The organism is Streptomyces sp. NBC_00620, assembly GCF_026341825.1.
Classification (GTDB): Bacteria; Actinomycetota; Actinomycetes; order Streptomycetales; family Streptomycetaceae; genus Streptomyces.
In genome coordinates, this window is sequence record NZ_JAPENY010000001.1 from 1128934 (window position 1) to 1148001 (window position 19068).

The window sequence follows — 19068 nt, forward strand, 5'->3', positions numbered from 1 at the left end:
GTTAACCAATTTCACCGGTAAAACAACTGGCCAACAAAGGGCGATCCGCATGTCACTCTCGACCACCGACGTCCGCGCCCAGTGGGCCGCACACAACCCGGGCCTCGACACGTCCCCGATGGAACTCATCGTCCTGCTCAAGCGCGTCACCGCGATGCTCGACCGCGCCATCGAGCCCCTCTACGACGGTGCCCCGCTCACCCCACCGGAAGTCGACATGCTCATCCCGCTCCGCCACGCGACCGAACCAGCCATCGCCCGCCGCCTCGCCCAGACAATGGGCCTCTCCCGCGCAGGCGTCAGCAAAACCCTCGCCAAACTGGAAAAGCGCGGCTTCATCCAACGGACCCCCAACCCCGCCGATCGGCGCACGGCCCTGGTCACCATCACACCGGCGGGCGCGGAGGCCGTGGACGGACTGTTCCCGCGCCAACTCGCCGCGGAGGTGGAGCTGTTGGCGGGACTTGGGGAGGACCGGACGTGGGTCATGGGGGCGTTGGAGCGGTTGGCCGGGGTGATGGAGGGGCATTTGGGGCGGGGGTGAGTCGCTGCTCCGGGGTCCGTGGGCGGAGTCAATCGGGCGGCGCGAGCTGGGCCATCGGCCGGCTCGAAGACCCGACCTCGCCGCTCCCGGCTTCCTCTCCCTGCCCCGCCCCCCCGGGTCGACTCCTCAGCGGTTCAGGTCCATGACCCCGACTCCGAGACCCTCGTAAGCCTCGGGCGCAACGGTGGCGACGAGCGCTCCCTCGGGAAGCATCTGATTCGGCCGCGCGGCGTGCACAGCTGCGCCGACACCGAAGGAGACGCCGTCACGGCACAGTTCAGCGATGGTCACAGCCATCGCGTAGTCATCGTCGATCAGGTGCATCACGTCCACCAGCACACCGACATGACCAACAATCCCCGCACGCTCCCGCTCCGCCTCCAGCAGACACAGGACCGGCACCCACAGGCGCACATTCCCGCTGGCCGCTGCCGCATGAACGAGACCGGAGACCTGCTTATTGCCTCCCAGGGCGAGGAGAGTCGGAGCATCCAGGACGTAGTGCTCGGTCTCCCTCAACGGGACGACTCCGTCTCGGCGAGGGCGGCACGATGCGCGGCGGTGGCCTCACGCATCTTGCGGCGCATCTCGGCGGACTCCTCGTCCGTCACGTAGTGCCCGAACCGCTCGGAGAGAAGGGAACGCGTGCGATCGGCCCGTTCCCTGATCTGATCCGGCGTGAGCGTCTGAGCCGCTATCTCCTGCATGAGAGCCCGCAGGCTGGTGCCACGCGCTTCAGCCACGGCGGCGAGCTGGTCACGGACTTCGGCGGGGACGCGGATCATGACGTCGGACATGCGGCGAGTATACGTGGCGTATACGCCGGGCGCTGCAGAACCGTGCAGACAATCACGCCAGCGTCCGGGCCCAGCGCACCGCGCTGTCCGTCGGCCCAGATCGTGGTGCCGTCCCCCGCGTCGGAGGAATCCCGTGACGGGGTACGGATGCCCGCTCGCGGTCTAGTCCTACGGTGCCAGGGTGCGCACGACGTCGAACTCGTTGCCCTCGGGGTCTGCCATGACCACCCAGTTCCGGTCCGAGCCCTGGCCCACATCCGTCTTGGTGGCGCCGAGGCCGAGCAATCTGGTCACCTCGTCCTCGGTGCTGCCGTCGATCGGGCTCACGTCGAGGTGAAGCCGGTTCTTCACGGTCTTACCCTCGGGCACCTGGATGAACATCAGGGTGGGCGGCATCTGACGGGCCCGAACATCCTCGACGGTCGGCACCCACGAGCCGATCTCGACCTTGCCCTCGCTCCGGTCGATCACCTTGAAGTCCAGGACCTCGCACCAGAAGGCCGCGAGCCTCTCCGGATCGTGGCAGTCAACGACCAACTCGGTGAACCTACTTGTCACGACTCTCCCAGAGGGTGCGGACGGGGCTCAGAGTATGCCGCCTGGCCTCCGATCACCGGTCACCGGTCACCGGTCCGCGACGAAGGAGCCCATGCCCCGGGTGGTGGTGATCAGGCCCTCCGCCCGCAGGGCCGCGGTGGCCTTACGAACCGTCTCGCGGGCCACTCCGAATTCCTGCTCCAGCTTCACTTCGGAGATCAAGCCTCGAACTGGGTACTCACCGCTGGCGATTCGCTGCCGAACCACCTCGGCGATCTGCTGCCACTTCGGCCTTGTCGGATCAAATTCGAACACAGGCGAACTGTACGTAGCACCCAGCAGGAAGTCATAGAGACCTCTCACCCCCCATATGAGTAGACAACCGCCTCAACACCACGCCCGAGCGGCCGACACCGAGCACCACACCTCACCTCACCTCACCTGGCCCCAGCCGCTCCCCAACTCCCCCGCCACGCCAGCCCACTTGACGGCACGACTTCACCCCTCGTAGGCCTCGGTCGTGACCGGCTTCTGGCCGGCTGGCGACAGCCGTGGCACACTCTCCGCGCACTGCGACAGCAACACACGGGGCGGGAACAGCGACATGAGAGTGTCATCGGCCAGGCCGCGCCGGGGGAAGGCGGCAGCTGCGTCTTTGCGGTACGAGACGCGGTCCGGGAAACGTCTCGCGCGTGAGGGCGAGCGCTCGGGCAAGGGGGACAAGCTGTTCGGTTGCTTCGTGTTCCTCTCCCTCGCGGCAGCCTTCACCTTCCTCGTCCTGGCGGACATGTTCTGGGGCGACGGCACCTGGCAGTGGGCAGCCGACGCGTGGCCGGGCGGGGCATACGGTTTCGCGGTGCTCCTGGGGGCGCTGGTGCCGGGCGTTGTGGCGCTTTTCGGCTTGTCACTGGCCCGGATGGACAGGAAGTCCTGGAGGGCACACAAGGCGCGCACGTTCGGCTGCATGTTTCTGACCGTCGGGTGCGGAGCGACGATGCTGCAGCTCGTGGCGCTGATCTTCAGCGCCCAGGACACCGGCAAGTGGGGCCGCGGTACCTCGGCCTCTCCCAGTTGGGTCTTCAGAAACTACCCCTGGCTGTGGGCGGTCGGCTTCGCGTCCACGATCGCCGTGGCCGCGCTGCTGATCTGCCTGTACGTGGCTTTCGGCCGGCGGCGCGGAGGCACACGGGACGGCGCGACCGTCAGCTCCGCGGAGGGCGCGGCGCTCTGAACCGCACGGCCTCGCGCCCCTCGGTCAGCGGGCTCCCCAAGGCGGGCCCCTTCGAGAGCCCCGGCTGAGCAGTCACTCCACGGCACCCGCCACTGCGCACCGACCTCATCGCTCAAGCAACGCATAAGCCCCGACAGCCAACGCCTTCTCGACGACGGCCCCAAGCGGACCCATGGCGTGCGCGCCGCTGTGCACCTCGACACGATCGAGCTACAGACCCAGCCGAGCTGTCCATATTTCTCCCTATCTGCCCAGTCATGCAGGGAAGTTCGCTGTGGCGAAACCGATCTCCACACGGATACCGTCATTGCTCTTGACTGAACATCCGTCACACGGGGAGTCCACTGTGAAGCGCCGCTCTTTGCCCGTTGCTGCCGCGTTCGCCGCGACCGCAGCCATGCTGCTGACCGCATGCGGCAGCGGGGACGACAGCTCGAAGGACAGCGACAAGATCGCGGGGGCGGACACCGGCGAGACGACGTCGGCTTCGCCGAGCGCGAGTGCGTCGGAAACAGCGGGACGCCCGAAGGTCACGCTCGCCGAGGACATGGAGAACGTCTTCGAAGGCGGGAAAACCGGCGATCCGGTGAAGGACGCCATCCTCTACGACAACACCCAGGCCGTCTCCGCCATGGACGAGGCCGTCTACACCCGCAGCCTTCAGAAGCCCTCGTTCGGCACGTACTTGGCGGATGACGCCGCGAGGGACGCAGCTGTCTGGGTCCAGGGCTTCTACGACGACGGAATCACCTGGACCGGCAAGGTTCGCTACTTCAGCCGCGAGATCACATCGCTGAAGAACAACGTCGCGACCCTGACGTACTGCTCCGATGAGTCGAAGTCGTTCAACAAGAACCTCAAGACCGGCAAAACGTCGGGTGCGGTCTCGGACCCGGCCGACTACATGGTCTTCTACAACACCCGTCTCCAGAAGGACGCGAAGGGCATCTGGCAGACGACTGACCTCATCTCGAAGCGGGGGGCTTCCCAGTGCCAGTAGTGCGTCGGCGCATCGCGGCAGTCGCAGTCTCAACAGCCGTGCTGGTAGCTGTGGTTCCGCCCGCATTCGCCGGAGGAGGGCGAGGAGGTGGCGACGGGGGCTCCGTCGGGGAAGTTCCAGCAGACCCTTCCGGTGGCACTGCAAAGCAAAGCATCTACGCCAGCGTCATCCAGTTCGACGAGTCGAAGAATGGCTCAGGAAAAAGCACTGGAACCGTCACTCCCGCAAGCGACTGGACCCCTCCCGCTTGTTGGTACGAGCCCAAGTGGACGCCCGCGGAGTTCGCCACGGAATTCCAAAAAGAGTGGGACATCCCGCACGCCAGCGGCGTGGGAGAGGCGTACAACCTCGCCCAGGACCACTACAAGAACGGCGAGCCGTACACGGACTTCAACGAGTCCGAGACGGGCAAGGGAATGTGGTGGGACGCGGTCAGGGACAAGGATCGCGAAGAGGCGGGCGATCCAGCCGCTTTCGAATGCGACACCGCCACGTTCTGGGTGGAGAACGGCGAGACCCCGGACGTGGAAAACGCGGTAACCCCTGAGATTCTCGCCCAACTCGCGTACAACCGGATCAAGGTGCCCGACACCGAGGTCACTCTCGCCCCGGAGACCGTCACCAAGGTGAACCTCCCGACCTGGGCCTGGCTCGACCAGGCCGAGTTCAAGGAAGTCTCGGTCACCGCGTCGCTGAATGTCGGCGGGGTGAACATCCAGGCCACCACTACCGCCAAGCCCGTGTCCCTCAAGCTGGAGCCGGGAACGGTAGACGCCGAGACCTACCCCTCCTCCGGAGAGTGCACGTTCAACAACGACGGTTCGATCGGCGAGCCCTACGCCGAGGGCAAGGCCAACCGGACACCACCATGCGGCATCAAGTACCTCCGGTCCTCAGGCGACGGGACGTACAAACTCCAGGCGACCATCACCTGGGAGATCACCTGGGTGGGCACCGGCAACCCGAACCCCACGGCCCTGCCCGACGGCACCTTCGGCAACGAGCAGAACGTCACCGTCCAGGAAATCCAGTCCATCAACCGCTGACCGGGGCAAGGACGAAGGGCATGTCCAAATCAGACCTGATCGTCGACTTCGAATTGCTCGAGAAATCAGCGAAACAACTCGGCGAAATCCAGAGAGAGTTCAAGAATCTCGACGACTGGAAGGACGACATCAAGTCTGTCGTGGGAGCGTCTGAGATCAAGTCAGCAATGACTGACTTCATCGACAACTGGGACGACAACCGTAAGCGTCTACTTGAGTCGTTGGAAAGTGTCGGGAAGATGGTGGAAGGCACGCGGGACGCGTTCAAGAAACTTGATGACGATCTGGCGAAGGCCGGACGTAAGAAGTAGAAGCGTCCTGCACTCCGCCTGAACGGCTGCGCTCAAGGGGAGAGATGGCAAGGCCGAAGGACTGGCATCCACTGCGCGAGAGCGATCCCGTACCGGGTGACCCCGGGGGAATCCGCAGCGAAGTGAAACACATGAAGAAGATCGCGGAATACCTGCGTACCCAGGCGGCGGCTCTCACCGCGATGGCTGACGCCGACAACCTCAAGGGCAAGTACGCCGACGAGCTGGCTGAGAATGCCCGCGGTCTGGGCCGCAAACTTGACGAGGCGGAGGACCGCTACCGCGAGGTCAAGGGTCATCTGTCCGGTTGGGCCGACGAACTCGAAGAGTTCCAGAAGAAGGCCGACAAAGCCGTCGGGGACGCTCAGGACGCCCAACGCGTGATCGACTCCCACGAAGCGAAGGCCGATGACAAGTCGGGCTCCGGCAAGAAGGACAACGAGAGCCAGGACGGCGGCTCGGCAGGTGAGGATCCCGCACTCAAGCGCGCCAAGGAGGACTTGGAGGACGCGCGCAAGCGGCTCAACACGGCAGCCGGCGACTACGACGAGCGAGCCGGTCACTTCGCAGGCAAGATCCGGTCCTCCATCGACGACGACATGAAGGACAGTTGGTGGAACGATCTCAAAGGATGGGTCGCCGACGCCGACTGGCTCAGCAGCATGGCCAATTGGATGAGCTGGGCCGCGACGATCGTGGGCATTGCCGCCATGTTCTTCCCTTTCCTGGGCCCCCTGGCCCTCGCGCTTACGATCGCGGTGGCCCTTATTCATCTCGGGCAGGCGCTCACCGGGAACGGCTCATGGTTCGACGTCATCATGGACATCGGCGCACTCAAAATGGCGCGGAACGGAATCAAAGCGGCCAAAGCTGTAAAAACTCTCCAGGACAGTTCTCGCAAGACCGCGGCCGGACTGGCAAAGGACAAAGCCAAGTCGCAAGCGTCAGAGGCCAATGCCGGATTGAGGAAGACGGCGGCCCGCAGCGAGCGCAGGCGCGGCGGCACATCGAGCAAGAATCGTGAAGCCGCCCGAGGCCGTCGCCTGCGTGCGGAGGACCAGAACCGCAAGGCCGGCACAAGGGCGTCGGACGAGGTGCGCGATGCCGAGATGCCTCAGATCACCGCGCAGGAAAGCGCCAGTGCGCTCGGCGACAAGGCCCTCGGCCGCCAGATGAAGGACATCAAGAAATGGCGGGACGAGTACCCCGACAGCACCACACTCGCCGACAACGCCCGTCAAGCCGAGCGCCACAAGAACACGGTTCAAGGATCGTGGGGGGTGGCTACTGGACTCGACGCGGCTGACAAGAGCGCGGATCCCGTTACGGACGGCGAGTACGGCAGGATGAAGGACGGTATGACCGCGCCCGTAGGATCGCAATGGTGAAGGAAGCCCGCTGATGACCGACGCCCCCCGCGCAGGGGAAGCCGACCAGAACACCCGGCGAGCGCAGCGTCTTCCGTATTGCGTGGCAGCCACCAAGGTGATCTTTGTTCTGGCCCTCCTCCGGCTGTTCGCCGGCCCGATGACCAAAGACCTTCTGGACGAGGAACTGCTCCCCATGCCGACCTGGGAGTGGGCTCTTTGCGCGCTCACTCCGGCGATCCTGATCTACCTGGCACGGCGCCCGGAGAACTGGGTCGCGCTGGCAGGCGAGCGTACCTTCCTCATGATTGCGCTGAGCTTCTACTTGCTCTACTCATTGGCTTTCGCTGCCTTCCAGGGCGTGTGGATCCTTTGGATTGGTGTCGCAGCCGGCCTAGGCGGCTTCGCGGGAATTTGGTACCTGAACCGCAGGGAGCCCGCACATGCCCGGTGAACAGACCGGGCCGATCGAGGAGACTGTCCCGCCCGTGACGGGCTACCGCATGCTCCTCCCCGACCAATGGGCCCAAGTCCCCCTGCGCCAGGGCACCGAGGAAGCCATCCGCCGCATCCTGGACGACGCCTACACCCGCATGCCCAAGGACGCGCCACCGGACAGGATCGGCCCGTACAAGCGGGAGTTGGAGCGTCGTTTCCGAGGGGCTGTCGCCCAGGCTCAGCGGACCAAGGCCCTGGACCTCTATCTGCCGGTGAAGCCCATGGGCGGCAACTTCAGCCTGGGAGCCTCGATCCTCGTCTCGGAGACCCCGCTCCCCCGGCGCGTCGAAACCACCGACAGGACCGAGCCGACCGACCTGGCCGTGCAACTGCTGTCCAGGGACGGGGTGGAAGGAGCCGACCTGAGCTCGGGAGAGATCGACGGCGCCCTCGCCGTGCGCCGTGAACATGTGGCCAAAGCCAACCCCGGCGAAGGCGCCGAACTCGCCTCCCGCCGTGTCGAGTACATCGTGTCCGTACCAGACGACCCCGACCGCTGGTTCGTGGCCGCCTTCTCGACGATCGGGAGCGGGCATCCCCGGGACGAGCTCTCGGAGGCGCTCGTCGAATGGTTCGACGCCGTGATGGCGAATTTCCGTTGGCGGCGTGGATGAGTGAATTCTGGCCCATCATCGACATCGAGTACATCGACGCCTATCCGTGGATCATCATTCCTCCGCGCGCCGGCCCCTCGGCCCCGTTCGACGAGTGGGACGACATCCGCATGTGGTGCCGCGATCGCTCCGAAGACCTGTGGGCCGACCGCGGGCTCGACCCCGGTCCGAACGGCGTGGACTTCGTCGGAGGCACCCTGGCGCGTTGCGCCGAGGCTTTCTGTCCGCCCGGCTCGAAGCACTGGCTGTTCCTGCACCTCGACAACCCCACCGACGTACCGCTCCCGGTCTGTGCGGCGATCGGACCCGCGAAGGGCTCTCGCGAGGAGACCCTCCGCGCCCTCACCGAGGCGGACGACCCGAACGCCATCGAGCGGCCGGTCGTCAAATCCTTCAAGTCCGAGAGACTCGGCAAGGGTATGACCACCTTCCGCTATGTCCAGCAGGACGACTCCCCTCACTTGCTGGCCTGCGTCCGGTACGCCTGGCAGGTCGAGGAGCACGGCGCCGACGTGGTCATGTGGACGGCCACCGACGACGTCGCCCGCCTCATGAGCGCCGGCGACGACCTGGAGGAACTCGCACGATCGCTGGCGGTCTGGATTCCCTGACCGAGATACAAACGGTGGGGCAGGCTCCGAACCGCAGCAACTTCATCCTGCGATCAGCCGGCCGCGCCCCGTCTCACCAGACTCCACGCACCAGCCGTGGACCGCAGATCACACCCACCGCAGCGAATACGCCATGGCGTCACAAAGCTCCCCCATCGAACCCTCGCTGCCGCTCAGCGGCATGGAGAAGGCCAGGTGCAGGTAGCCCACGCCGCCAGGCATGTGTACGTGGAAGTCGATGGTCGTGTCGGTGGTGGCGCGGACCGTCGGGCCGGCCGGTAGTTCGACGACGTCCACCTCGGCGTTCCGGGCGGTGCGCTGAGCCAGTGCCTGGGCGAAGTCGCCCGGTGTCGGGGCCGATCCGCGGGGGGTCTGTGCCAGCGAGATGAGGAGGGAGGCGGGCAGGGCCGACTCGCCGGGCGACTCCGTCTTGAGGAAGAACTCCAACGCGCCCTGGGAGAGGCCGTGTTCGGCGGTGTTGCGCAGGGTGGTCCAGACGGTTCGGGCCACCTCCGCGGAGACACCGCTTCCCGCGGACTCCTTGTCCACGAAGGTCTTCAACTGGCGGCGCCAGCGCTCGTGGGTGAGGTCGACGCGAAACCAGTCGCGGGGGACGAGGAGCCGGTAGTCCGAGGGCGGAGTCTCAGCGGTGGTCGCGCTCACGCCCCGCTCGCCCCGGTCGTCCCGGTCGTCCCAGCGGTGATCAACGGCGAGCCGTCCGCGTTGAAGAGGCGGATGCTGCTGACCGTGTTGCCGAACATCGTGGAGAAGGTGTCCCAGCCGGCCGCGGTGGGGGTGGACATCTCCATGATCAGGGTGGTGCCGTTCGGGAGGGGGACGTAGACGCGTATGAACGACGTCGGGAACGTGAAGCCTTCGCCGGACTCGGTCAGTTCGCCGGTGAACTGCGACTCCCGGGCGCCGATGTACGACACGGCGGGTCCGCAGGGGAGCTCTATCCGGGAAGCGTCACCCGCGTCCATGCGGCGGAGGCTCGATGAGATCTCCCTCACCGCTCCCGGAACACCACCATCGACTTCCGGGCTGTCCACCAGAGCCGCGAACACCGTGGCGGTACAAGGGGTTTCGTCGACCGCGGTCACACCGATCGCGGCGTACTCGGCTCCGGCGGCCAGCAGGTCGTCGAAGCCGAGTGCGCAGACGACCCCGAACTGGGTCTTCTCGTCCTCCCCCGCCCCCGGGAGGGCCTTGTCCACGAGTTCTTCCAGCAGCCGTATCGCCTCGTCGTCGTCCGCCTCGTGGATGGGGAGGTCGTAGTAGATCTCCGGCATCACCCAGCGGACTTGGACGTCGTCGGAGCGGAGCACGGGCGGTGCGGTGTGTGTGGGGACGAACGCCGACACATTGAGCTCGGCCATCAGGGAGTCTGGTCCTTTTCGGGGATGGGGCGCTCGGGAGCCTCGGGGAAGAACTTCCGGGAGGTGGCATACATCCCGTAGTAGGGGTAGAGACGCGGGATGTCGGCGCCGCCCTGGCGGGCGATGCCGGCGATCTGGCGGTAGAGGCGTGCCCTGCAGCGAACGTTTCGGATGGTCTGGTCGAGCAGGGTGCGGCGCCGCACGAGGTAGGTCCCCACCAGAGCGCCGCAGACGATCAGCGCGTCCACGACGATGAACGCGATCTGGAACTGCTGGGACTTCTGTGAGGCGACCAGATCCCAGAACGGCCACGCACCGAACCCGAAGACGAAAATCGGCAGTGCGAGGAGACAGCCGAGGACGCTGCCCTTCTCCGTGTCCTCGCGCCGCTGGAACAGCATCCAGTGCACGGCCCGGTCATCGAGAAAGTCGAAGCGCACCTCGCGTCCGTAGCGCTCCGCTGCCGCCTTCGCGGCGGGAACGGCCGCGATGACCGACGAGGAGACCATGTTGTGCACGGCCCCTTGGTCATCGACGAACTTTCCGAACTCAAGTGCTTGGTAGTCACCCATGAATCGGTTCTCCTTACCCGACGGGCGCCAACGCGCCGTGGAACGAGGTCGGCGACGGGCTCGGTTGCGGCGTCGGCGAGGGGGTTCTCGCCCCGCCGGACGGAGTGGGAGTCGGGTCGGGCGGGGAGGTGGGCCGGGCGGTACCGGGCGCAGGGCTCACCGGGTTCGCTGTGTCGTCCTGGGGGAAGTAGCGCCTCAGCCTCAGCAGGCTCTGTACGTATGCGTTGCCGAGTGCGGCGCCCTTGATGTAGCGCGTGATGGTCACCGGGTCGAACCCTCCCTCAGGAAGTCTGACCTTGGTGATGCCTCGTTTGGTGAGGAACTTGGAGGCGAGGCCGACGCCCCTGTTGATGCTCTTCACGGCGAAGCCGTTGGTGAAGCCCGCCCAGACGGCGTCGCTCGCGACCAGCAGCCGTGACCCCTTGGCCGCCGCGGTGAGCCCCCTCACCGCCCCGAGTCCCGGGATGATTCCGAGTACATCGAAGGTGATCTTCAACCAGTCGAACTTCCCGCCGCGCGCGAAGTAGTCGTACAGACGGCCCGACAGAGCGGTGGCACTGAGTGCGCCCGCCGCGACGACAAGGAAGACGGCGAGTGTGCCACCCGACAGCACGACCGCCGCGATCAGCGCAGCCACCGCCAGAACCGTGGCCGCGGTCGATATCCAGTCCGCGTTGTCGGCAATCCAGTTCATGATCCCGCCAGGGTCCCGGACCCCGTCGTGGTGGATCACGTTCTTGATCCTTCTGGCCGCCCGCTTCGCCGCGTCGTCGCGGATCTCCTTGGCGCCCTCGATCTGGCTGCGCGCCACAGCCATGAGATGCGCGGCGTCGTCCCGCTTCTTCTCCTGCTTCGTGCGCTCCACGTGGTCGTCCTTGGACGGGACCGTGCCGACGGTCGGCTCCAGGATCTTGAGGGCCGCCTTGTGATCGACCTCCGCGGCGCGGAAGTCCTCCAGCGCCTTGTCCGCGACCCGCTGCGCCCGGCTCAGCTCACTGGCGTACTCCTCCGACTCCCCGTCCTTGACCTTCGTACCGAGCGCCGTCGCAGCCTCGTCGTACCGGTCGTACGCCTTCTTCAGGCGCCCGGACGCGTCGCCCGCGATCTCGTGGAAGGCGCGGCCCGCGTCGCTGTCCCAGCCGTCGACCGATGCCAACGCCTTGATGTTCCGGGCCTGTTTGTCGATCTCTTCGGCCATGCCACGGAGCTTCTTGCCGAGCCGTGCCACCTCGTACGGATCACCGGGCACCGGGTCGGAGTCGTACATCGGGGTCCAGTCCTTTGGACGGGGTGTCACTGCTACTTCCCCTTCTTGTCGCTCTTCTTGGCGTCCCGGAGCGCTTGCGCGAGCTCGTGGTCGATGTCCTCGTAGGCCTTGGCCGCGTTGTCGGTGTACTTGGCCAGGTTCTCGATGTCCTTCATCAGCTTCTTGCGGTTCTTCTTCCACGTCTCGGAGAAGTCGTCGAAGACGTCCCGCAGTTTGTCGCTGCCGAGGTCGTCGCCATAGCCGTCGGCGGGGTTGCCGTTCTCCTTGAACTCGCGGTGGATGCGGTAGAGCGAGTCCGAGCAGTCCTTGATCATGTCGAGGTCGTATCGAGTCTTGTCCGCCACGGTCGGGCTTCCTGTCCAACGGTCGAGTGAGGCTACTTCACACCAGGCAGCGAAACAGCGGGTGCGACAGGACGCCGATCACGCCCTGTCGCACCCGAGTCGGCCCGCGATCCCGGGTCAGCCCTTGGCGCTGCGCGCCAGCTGGTCGTCCAGGTCCTCGTAGGCCTGCTTGGCCGAGGTCAGGAACTTGGACATGCCCTCAAGTCCCTCCATGGCCTTCTTCGCACCCTTGGTGAAGTCCTTGAAGGACTCCTCGAAAGCCGACGAACCCTTCTGGGTCGTGTAGCCGCCGTTGTCCACGAGCGTCTTGATGCGGTCGTCGATGGTGTCGAGTTCCGTGTGCAGACGGTCCATGTCCTTCAGAAGCTTGCCGGCCTCCTTCTCCATCTCGGCATATGTGAGATCTGCATCCTTCTTGCCCATGACGGCTCCCTCCCGTTCAGATCGCCGCAGGGCCTACCCCCGTGGCTGCGTTGTGCGGATCGCTCGGGCATCCGCCGACCTGTCCGCATGAGCAAAGATCCTACGGGTGGGGCTGTTGGGGTCACATGGCTGTTCCGTAACAGGATCGTGAGCGGGCGCACATCCCGTTGCTACGGGGAAGGAAGGGGCGGCTAAGGTCGCTTCAACTGTGTTCAGCGTTCCGGGGGCGGCCTCTGCCCAGCGAGGAGGACGAACGTGCGCCTGAGTCTGACCGTCGTCGACCCCATCGGCGGTGCGAGTGCCGATGTGGTGCTTGATGCCGATCCCGAGTCGTCCGTCGGCGACATCACCCGGGAGCTGGCGCGACATGTCGGTCTGGGCGACAGTGCGCAGATCATCCCCATTGGAGCCCAACGCGGCCCCGGCGGCGGGATAGCGCAGGCGTACGTCGACGGATACGCCCTGGACCCGAGCGCGACCGTCGTCGGGTCGCCGCTGCGGGAGGGCGCCGTCGTCAGCCTCCACGATCCGGCCGGCTGCCTGCTCGGGGAGCCGACCGGAGTGGTGGAGCTGCGGGTGGCCGGCGGTCCGGCGGCCGGTGCGGTGCACCGGCTCGGAGTCGGGCGGTACGACATCGGCAGCGGCTCGGCCGCGCCCCTCCGTGTCGACGATCCCGAACTGGCCGCGCGTGCGGCCACGTTGTCGATCGCAATCGACGGAACCTGCCAGATCGCCGTGCACGGCGACAAGAAGGACAAGGGAGACAAGCAGGGCGTCCGCCTCGACGGTGAGGAACTCGACGGCGACTCCTGGCCCCTCGGCTCCCAGCTCGCCCTCGGCAACACCCTGCTGGAAATCGTCGGTTACACGCCGCCGAACGCGGCCCTGAAGTGGTCGGACGACGGATCCGGCCTCGACTACAACCGGCCCCCTCGGCTGCGTCCGGCCGAGCGCCAGACCCACTTTCGGCTGCCCTCGCCGCCCGGAGACTTCGAAGCCCGGCCGCTGCCCTGGCTGATGGCACTGTTCCCGCTGGTCGGCGCCGTGGTCGCGGCCATGATCTTCCAGCGCTGGTACTACCTGATCATGGCCGGGCTGAGCCCGATCATGCTCTTCGGCAACTACTTCATGGACAAGAAGCACGGCCGGAAGTCACATGCCAAGCAGCTGAAGGAGTACAAGGAGCACAAGGAGCGGATCGAGAAGGACGCCCAGGACGCGCTGCGCACCGAGCGACTGGACCGGCGGAACGCCATCCCCGACCCCGCCGCCGTACTCAACTTCGGGACCGGCCCCCGTACCCGGCTGTGGGAGCGGCGGCGCACCGATGCGGACCACCTGGTGATGCGGGTCGGTACCGGCCGGGTCCCGTCCGTGGTCGTGCTCGACGACCCGGAGCAGGACGACCACAAGCGCCAGGTCACCTGGGACATCGAGGACGCGCCGGTGGCGCTGCCGCTCAAGGATCTCGGTGTCATCGGCATCGCCGGGCCCGGCGACTCGGCCCATGCGCTGGGCCGTTGGGCCGTCGCCCAGGCCGCGGTCCTGCACAGCCCCATGGACGTCCAGTTCTACGTGCTGACCGAGAACGAGGCGCACACCCGCTGGGACTGGACGCGCTGGCTGCCGCACGCGCGTCCGTCGGGCGGTCAGGACGCCAACGTGCTGATCGGCACGGACTCCGAGACCGTGGGCGCCCGGGTCGGTGAACTCACGCAGCTCCTCGACGCGCGCCAGAAGGCCGTGAAGGAGGCCGGAGGCTCCGGTGCCGGCCTCATCGACGCCGACATCGTCGTCGTATGGGACGGATCCCGTCGGCTGCGTTCGATGCCGGGTGTCGTACGTCTGCTGCGGGAAGGACCGGGCGTCGCCATGTACGCGATCTGCCTGGACGAGGAGGAGCGGTTCCTGCCCGGAGAGTGCCAGGCCGTGGTCGTCGCCGAACCCAGGCGGACCGAGGAAACCCCTGGCCAGGCCGCCGGCTTCGCGGCCGCGGCGCCGCCCTCCGCGGGCGGGTTCCCGTCCTTCCACGCCTGGCACCAGACGGCCGAGCAGGACTCCGAGGGCGCGGAGAAGGTGCTCGAACTGAGGCTGCGGGTCGAGCAGAGCGGCCACCGCCGTATGACCGACGTACGGCCCGACTTCGTCTCGCCCGCCTGGTGCGCGCGGCTGGCCCGCTCGCTCTCCGCGCTGCGCGACATCAGCGGTGAGACGGAGGACTCGGCGCTGCCGGGCTCCAGCAGGCTGCTCGACGTACTGCAGCTGGAACCGCCGACGCGGGACGCGATCGCCGCCCGCTGGCGCATGGGCGGGCAGTCGACGATGGCCGTCGTCGGTGAGTCGTACGACGGTCCCTTCGGCATCGACATCCGGCGGGACGGGCCGCACGGCCTGATCGCCGGCACGACCGGTTCCGGTAAGTCGGAGCTGCTGCAGACCATCGTGGCGGCGCTCGCCGTCGCCAACACCCCCGAGAACATGACCTTCGTCCTCGTCGACTACAAGGGTGGCTCGGCGTTCAAGGACTGTGTGAAGCTCCCGCACACCGTCGGCATGGTGACCGACCTCGACGCCCACCTCGTCGAGCGTGCCCTGGAATCGCTCGGCGCGGAGCTGAAGCGGCGCGAGCACATCCTCGCCGCCGCCGACGCCAAGGACATCGAGGACTACCAGGACCTGGTACGCAGGGATCCCTCGAACCCGCCGGTCCCCCGACTCCTCATCGTCATCGACGAGTTCGCCTCGATGGTGCGTGACCTGCCCGACTTCGTCACCGGTCTGGTCAACATCGCCCAGCGAGGCCGTTCGCTCGGCATCCATCTGCTGCTCGCCACCCAGCGGCCCAGCGGTGTCGTCTCGCCCGAGATCCGGGCCAACACCAACCTGCGGATCGCGCTGCGCGTGACGGACGGCAGCGAGTCCAGCGACGTCATCGACTCGCCCGAGGCCGGTCACATCTCCAAGAGCACACCCGGTCGCGCCTATGTGCGTCTGGGACACGCCTCCCTCGTCCCCTTCCAGTCCGGCCGCGTCGGCGGACGCCGGCCGGGGGCGGCCGACCCGCAGACGCTCGCGCCGTGGGCGGGACCGCTGCAGTGGGAGGACCTCGGACGGGCCGCGCTGGTGAAGCCGAAGGCCGAGGCGCGCCAGGAAGAGGAGATCACCGACCTCAAGGTCCTGGTGGACGCGGTGCAGGAGGCCAACCAGGCACTGGGGATTCCGGCACAGCACAGCCCGTGGCTGCCCGCTCTGGAGGAGACCCTCCTGCTGGACGCCATTCCGCCGGTCCGCAGCGCGGGTGCGCTGCCCGCCGCCCCGTACGGCGTCGAGGACCTGCCGGCCGCCCAGGACCGCCGCCCGGTGGCCGTGGACTTCGCCACGTTCGGGCACCTGCTCGTGGGCGGCGCTCCGCGGACCGGCCGCTCGCAGCTGCTGCGGACGATCGCCGGCTCACTGGCCCGTACGCACTCGGTGGCCGACGTCCACCTGTACGGGATCGACTGCGGCAACGGCGCCCTCAACGCGCTGACCCGGCTGCCGCACTGCGGAGCGGTCGTCGGACGCAACCAACTGGAGCGGGTCGTCCGGCTCTTCGCCCGGCTGAAGGGTGAACTCACCCGTCGCCAGGACCTGTTCGCCGACCAGGGATACGCCGACATCGGCGAGCAGCGGACCGCCGCGGGCGAGGACGAACGGCTGCCGCACATCGTGCTGTTGCTCGACCGCTGGGAGGGCTGGCTGCCCACGCTCGGCGAGTACGACCACGGTGACCTGACCGACCAGCTCATGGCCATGATGCGCGAGGGCGCGAGCGTCGGCATCCACGTGGTGATCACGGGTGACCGGCAGATCCTGTCCGGGCGGATCGGCTCGCTGACCGAGGACAAATACGGCCTGCGCCTTGCCGACCGCGGCGACTTCTCGATGCTGGACATCAACTCCCGCAAGGTTCCCGAGGAGATCCCCCCGGGCCGGGCCTTCAGGAACGAGACGGCGACGGAGACCCAGTTCGCCCTGCTCTCCGAGGACACGACCGGGCAGGGGCAGGCCGCCGCGCTGATCGCCATCGGCGACGCCGCGGCCGCCCGTGACACGGCCATCCCCCGTTCCCGCCGACCCTTCAAGGTCGACGTCCTGCCGAGCCGGATCTCCTTCGCGGACGCCTGGGGGATGCGCGACCCGGAGACGAGCACCTCCCCGCTGTGGGCGCTCGTGGGCGTCGGCGGCGACGAACTCACCGCTTTCGGCCCCGACCTCGCCGAGGGTGTTCCGGCCTTCGTGATCGGCGGCCCGGCCAAGTCCGGTCGCAGCACGGTGCTGTTGAACTTCGCGCGCTCCTACCTCGCACAGGGAGTACGCCTGGTCGTCGCCGCGCCGCGCCAGTCGCCCCTGCGCGAACTGGAGGGCCAGGAAGGCGTCCTGAAGGTCTTCACGGGCCGCGACATCGAGGACGACGACCTCGAGGAGGCCATCGCCTCGGCGACACCGGAGCAGCCCATCGCCGTTCTGGTCGACGACGCCGAAGTACTGGACGACTGCGACGCCGAGGACATCTTCAAAAAGATCCTCCAAAGCGGCGTCGAGGACGGGATCGCCCTCGTCATCGCCGGCGACGAGGAAGAGATCTGCGACGGCTTCTCCGGCTGGCAGGTCGACGCCAAGAAGGCCCGCCGCGGAATCCTGCTCTCCCCACAGGATTCCTCCGCAGGCGACCTGATCGGCATCCGCACGACCCGCAGCATGGTCGGCGGCCCCATCGCCCCCGGCAAGGGAATGCTGCACCTCGGCACCGGGGAACACATCACGGTCACCACGCCGATGTGACGGTCGCCGTCCGACAGCGGGACGGCGGCCCGGTCAGAGTGACGGGCCGCCGGAGAACCGTCCGCTACCCGACCTTCGACATCCGAGCCACCGGATCCCCCGCCTCCGCGTTGTCCGTCTCGTACTTGAGGTCGTCGCCGACGGGGGTGAGGCGTACCTCGTGTTCGCCTGTTGTGCATACGTCGCGGTTGGACTCGTCGGCGATGCTTGTGGCGATGAGTTGTTTGGACGTCACCTGTTTCAGGATGAGTACGTCGTCGCAGATGCCGCCGATCTGGTCGGTCTGGCGGAAGGTGCCCAACTCCTTGCCCACGGCGGCCTGGTGGACGGTGACGCGGATGGTGCCCATGGGGAGGGTGCCGCTGAGTGCCAGGCCGGGGCCCTCCCAGGTGCCCAGGTAGGAGGCGGGGATGGACTGTTCCCCGGTGGCCGACGCGCTCGGTGTCGCGTAGGCGGAGTCCGCTGCCGAAGTGTCGCCCGAGTCGGTCGACTTGTCCCCGCCCGGCATCAGGTCGAACAGGAACGCCGAGCCCACCGTCACCGCCGCCAGCGCCCCCGCGACAGCCAGGGCGACCGTGCAACTGAGCCTGCGGCCACGGCCGTTCACCCCGGCCGCGGAGGTGGCGGCAACGCTGACGGAGAGCTTGCCGGGGCGGTCGGCAGGGGGCGGCGGCGCATCGCGTGGCTCGGGCACATAGGTAGGTGTGGGCGTCATGACCGGCGGCGGGCCGAACTCCCCGCCCACGGAAGGGTTGCTGAACTCCACCGGCCCCGAAGGCAGCCCGGCCTCCAGGTTCAGCAACCGCACCGCGCTGCGGCTGACCTGCTCCACCATCGGCCCCGGCAGCCATCCCGCCGCGACCAGCCGGGCCGCTCCCTCCGGGGCGAGGCGCCGGGCCACGTCACCCGGAGCCGGCCGCTCGCCCGGATCTTTCGCCAGGCACTCAGCGACCAGTTGCCGCAACTCGCCCTCCAGCGTGCCGAGTCGGGGTTCCTCGTGCACCACCTTGTAGAGGAGGGAGGCGGAGGAGTCGCCGGGGAACGGCGGCTCACCGGTCGCCGCGTACACCAGCAGCGCGCCCAGCGAGAAGATGTCCGCGGGGCCCGCGACCGTCTTGCCGAGGATCTGTTCGGGCGACATGTAACCGGGGGAACCGACCGAGACGCCCGTCGAGGTCAGTGACGCCGTGCCGTCCGTGGCGCGCGCGATGCCGAAGTCGATGAGCAGGGGGCCGTCGAGGGTGAGCAGGACGTTGGATGGCTTGACGTCGCGGTGGACGAGGCCCAGCGCGTGGACCGCCGAGAGCGCTTCGGCGAGGCCGGCGCCCAGGACTCGTACGGAATGGGCCGGAAGCGCGCCGGCGTCCGCGACGGCGGCCGCCAGCGAGGGACCGGCCGCGTACCCCGTCGCGACCCACGGCACCGGCGCCTCCGGGTCCGCGTCCAGGACCGGGGCCGTCCACGCGCCGCCCACCCGCCGCGCGGCCTCGACCTCGCGGCGGAAACGGGCCCGGAACTCCTCGTCGAGCGCGAAGTGCGGGTGCACGATCTTGACCGCGACCGTACGTCCGCCCGTGCTTCGGCCCAGATACACGCGCCCCATGCCGCCGGAGCCCAGCCGGCCGAGCAGCCGGTAGGGCCCCACGACCGTGGGTTCGTCAACTCCCAGCGGCTGCATGGCGCTCACAGCTCAACCCTCCCCC

21 protein-coding genes are annotated in these 19068 nt (G+C 67.6%); 10 read left to right on the forward strand and 11 right to left on the reverse strand.

The window, feature by feature from the left end; genetic code table 11:
* The first annotated feature begins 49 nt into the window (after positions 1-49).
* Complete coding sequence (locus OG246_RS05105) at positions 50-544, forward strand: MarR family winged helix-turn-helix transcriptional regulator (protein ID WP_266456459.1); 495 nt, start codon at positions 50-52, stop codon at positions 542-544.
* Positions 545-670: 126 nt separating this feature from the next.
* On the opposite strand, the gene OG246_RS05110 is transcribed toward OG246_RS05105, so the two are convergent.
* From OG246_RS05110 to OG246_RS05125, 4 genes are all read right to left on the reverse strand, one after another.
* Positions 671-1063 carry a hypothetical protein gene (locus OG246_RS05110; RefSeq protein ID WP_266456462.1) on the reverse strand — a complete coding sequence of 131 codons (393 nt, stop codon included), beginning with the start codon at positions 1061-1063 and terminating at the stop codon, positions 671-673.
* Positions 1060-1341, reverse strand: a complete 282-nt coding sequence (locus OG246_RS05115; protein ID WP_266456465.1) for an Arc family DNA-binding protein — start codon at positions 1339-1341, stop codon at positions 1060-1062. The genes OG246_RS05110 and OG246_RS05115 overlap by 4 nt, the downstream gene beginning before the upstream one ends.
* A gap of 168 nt (positions 1342-1509) precedes the next feature.
* Complete coding sequence (locus OG246_RS05120) at positions 1510-1899, reverse strand: VOC family protein (protein WP_266456468.1); 390 nt, start codon at positions 1897-1899, stop codon at positions 1510-1512.
* A gap of 66 nt (positions 1900-1965) precedes the next feature.
* Entirely contained in the window at positions 1966-2193 is a 228-nt protein-coding gene (locus OG246_RS05125) for a GntR family transcriptional regulator (RefSeq protein ID WP_266456470.1), read from the reverse strand.
* A gap of 289 nt (positions 2194-2482) precedes the next feature.
* Between OG246_RS05125 and OG246_RS05130 the strand changes: the two genes are divergently transcribed.
* The 8 genes from OG246_RS05130 to OG246_RS05165 all read left to right on the forward strand — a co-directional run bounded on the left by OG246_RS05130 (position 2483) and on the right by OG246_RS05165 (position 8556).
* The gene (locus OG246_RS05130; RefSeq protein WP_266456472.1) at positions 2483-3109 is read left to right on the forward strand and encodes a hypothetical protein; all 627 of its coding nucleotides are present in this window, start codon (positions 2483-2485) and stop codon (positions 3107-3109) included.
* 346 nt (positions 3110-3455) lie between these two features.
* Complete coding sequence (locus tag OG246_RS05135; protein WP_266456473.1) at positions 3456-4109, forward strand: hypothetical protein; 654 nt, start codon at positions 3456-3458, stop codon at positions 4107-4109.
* Complete coding sequence (locus tag OG246_RS05140; protein WP_266456474.1) at positions 4100-5155, forward strand: hypothetical protein; 1056 nt, start codon at positions 4100-4102, stop codon at positions 5153-5155. The genes OG246_RS05135 and OG246_RS05140 overlap by 10 nt, the downstream gene beginning before the upstream one ends.
* Before the next feature lie 20 nt (positions 5156-5175).
* The gene (locus OG246_RS05145; protein WP_266456477.1) at positions 5176-5466 is read left to right on the forward strand and encodes a hypothetical protein; all 291 of its coding nucleotides are present in this window, start codon (positions 5176-5178) and stop codon (positions 5464-5466) included.
* Between the two features lie 44 nt (positions 5467-5510).
* Positions 5511-6854 carry a putative T7SS-secreted protein gene (locus tag OG246_RS05150; protein WP_266456480.1) on the forward strand — a complete coding sequence of 448 codons (1344 nt, stop codon included), beginning with the start codon at positions 5511-5513 and terminating at the stop codon, positions 6852-6854.
* Positions 6855-6867: 13 nt separating this feature from the next.
* A complete protein-coding gene (locus OG246_RS05155; RefSeq protein WP_266456482.1) occupies positions 6868-7287 on the forward strand; it encodes a hypothetical protein in 420 nt (139 codons plus the stop codon).
* A complete protein-coding gene (locus OG246_RS05160) occupies positions 7277-7945 on the forward strand; it encodes a hypothetical protein (protein WP_266456484.1) in 669 nt (222 codons plus the stop codon). The genes OG246_RS05155 and OG246_RS05160 overlap by 11 nt, the downstream gene beginning before the upstream one ends.
* Positions 7942-8556: a hypothetical protein gene (locus OG246_RS05165; protein WP_266456486.1), complete on the forward strand. Its 615-nt coding sequence runs from the start codon at positions 7942-7944 to the stop codon at positions 8554-8556. The genes OG246_RS05160 and OG246_RS05165 overlap by 4 nt, the downstream gene beginning before the upstream one ends.
* A gap of 108 nt (positions 8557-8664) precedes the next feature.
* On the opposite strand, the gene OG246_RS05170 is transcribed toward OG246_RS05165, so the two are convergent.
* The 6 genes from OG246_RS05170 to OG246_RS05195 all read right to left on the reverse strand — a co-directional run bounded on the left by OG246_RS05170 (position 8665) and on the right by OG246_RS05195 (position 12541).
* Positions 8665-9219, reverse strand: a complete 555-nt coding sequence (locus tag OG246_RS05170; protein ID WP_266456489.1) for a hypothetical protein — start codon at positions 9217-9219, stop codon at positions 8665-8667.
* A complete protein-coding gene (locus OG246_RS05175) occupies positions 9216-9935 on the reverse strand; it encodes a hypothetical protein (RefSeq protein WP_266456492.1) in 720 nt (239 codons plus the stop codon). Before OG246_RS05175 ends, OG246_RS05170 begins: the two co-directional genes overlap by 4 nt.
* Complete coding sequence (locus tag OG246_RS05180) at positions 9935-10507, reverse strand: hypothetical protein (protein WP_266456495.1); 573 nt, start codon at positions 10505-10507, stop codon at positions 9935-9937. Before OG246_RS05180 ends, OG246_RS05175 begins: the two co-directional genes overlap by 1 nt.
* 13 nt (positions 10508-10520) lie before the next feature.
* Positions 10521-11804, reverse strand: coding sequence for a putative T7SS-secreted protein (locus tag OG246_RS05185; protein ID WP_266456498.1), 1284 nt, complete (start codon positions 11802-11804; stop codon positions 10521-10523).
* Between the two features lie 2 nt (positions 11805-11806).
* The gene (locus OG246_RS05190; protein WP_266456507.1) at positions 11807-12118 is read right to left on the reverse strand and encodes a hypothetical protein; all 312 of its coding nucleotides are present in this window, start codon (positions 12116-12118) and stop codon (positions 11807-11809) included.
* Positions 12119-12235: 117 nt separating this feature from the next.
* Entirely contained in the window at positions 12236-12541 is a 306-nt protein-coding gene (locus OG246_RS05195) for a WXG100 family type VII secretion target (RefSeq protein ID WP_266456510.1), read from the reverse strand.
* A 255-nt stretch (positions 12542-12796) separates the two neighbouring features.
* Between OG246_RS05195 and OG246_RS05200 the strand changes: the two genes are divergently transcribed.
* Positions 12797-17365 (forward strand): FtsK/SpoIIIE domain-containing protein, encoded by a 4569-nt coding sequence (locus tag OG246_RS05200; protein ID WP_266456513.1) that lies wholly within the window; start codon positions 12797-12799, stop codon positions 17363-17365.
* 64 nt (positions 17366-17429) lie between these two features.
* On the opposite strand, the gene OG246_RS05205 is transcribed toward OG246_RS05200, so the two are convergent.
* The gene (locus OG246_RS05205) at positions 17430-19043 is read right to left on the reverse strand and encodes a serine/threonine-protein kinase (RefSeq protein WP_266463875.1); all 1614 of its coding nucleotides are present in this window, start codon (positions 19041-19043) and stop codon (positions 17430-17432) included.
* Positions 19044-19068: the final 25 nt, after the last annotated feature.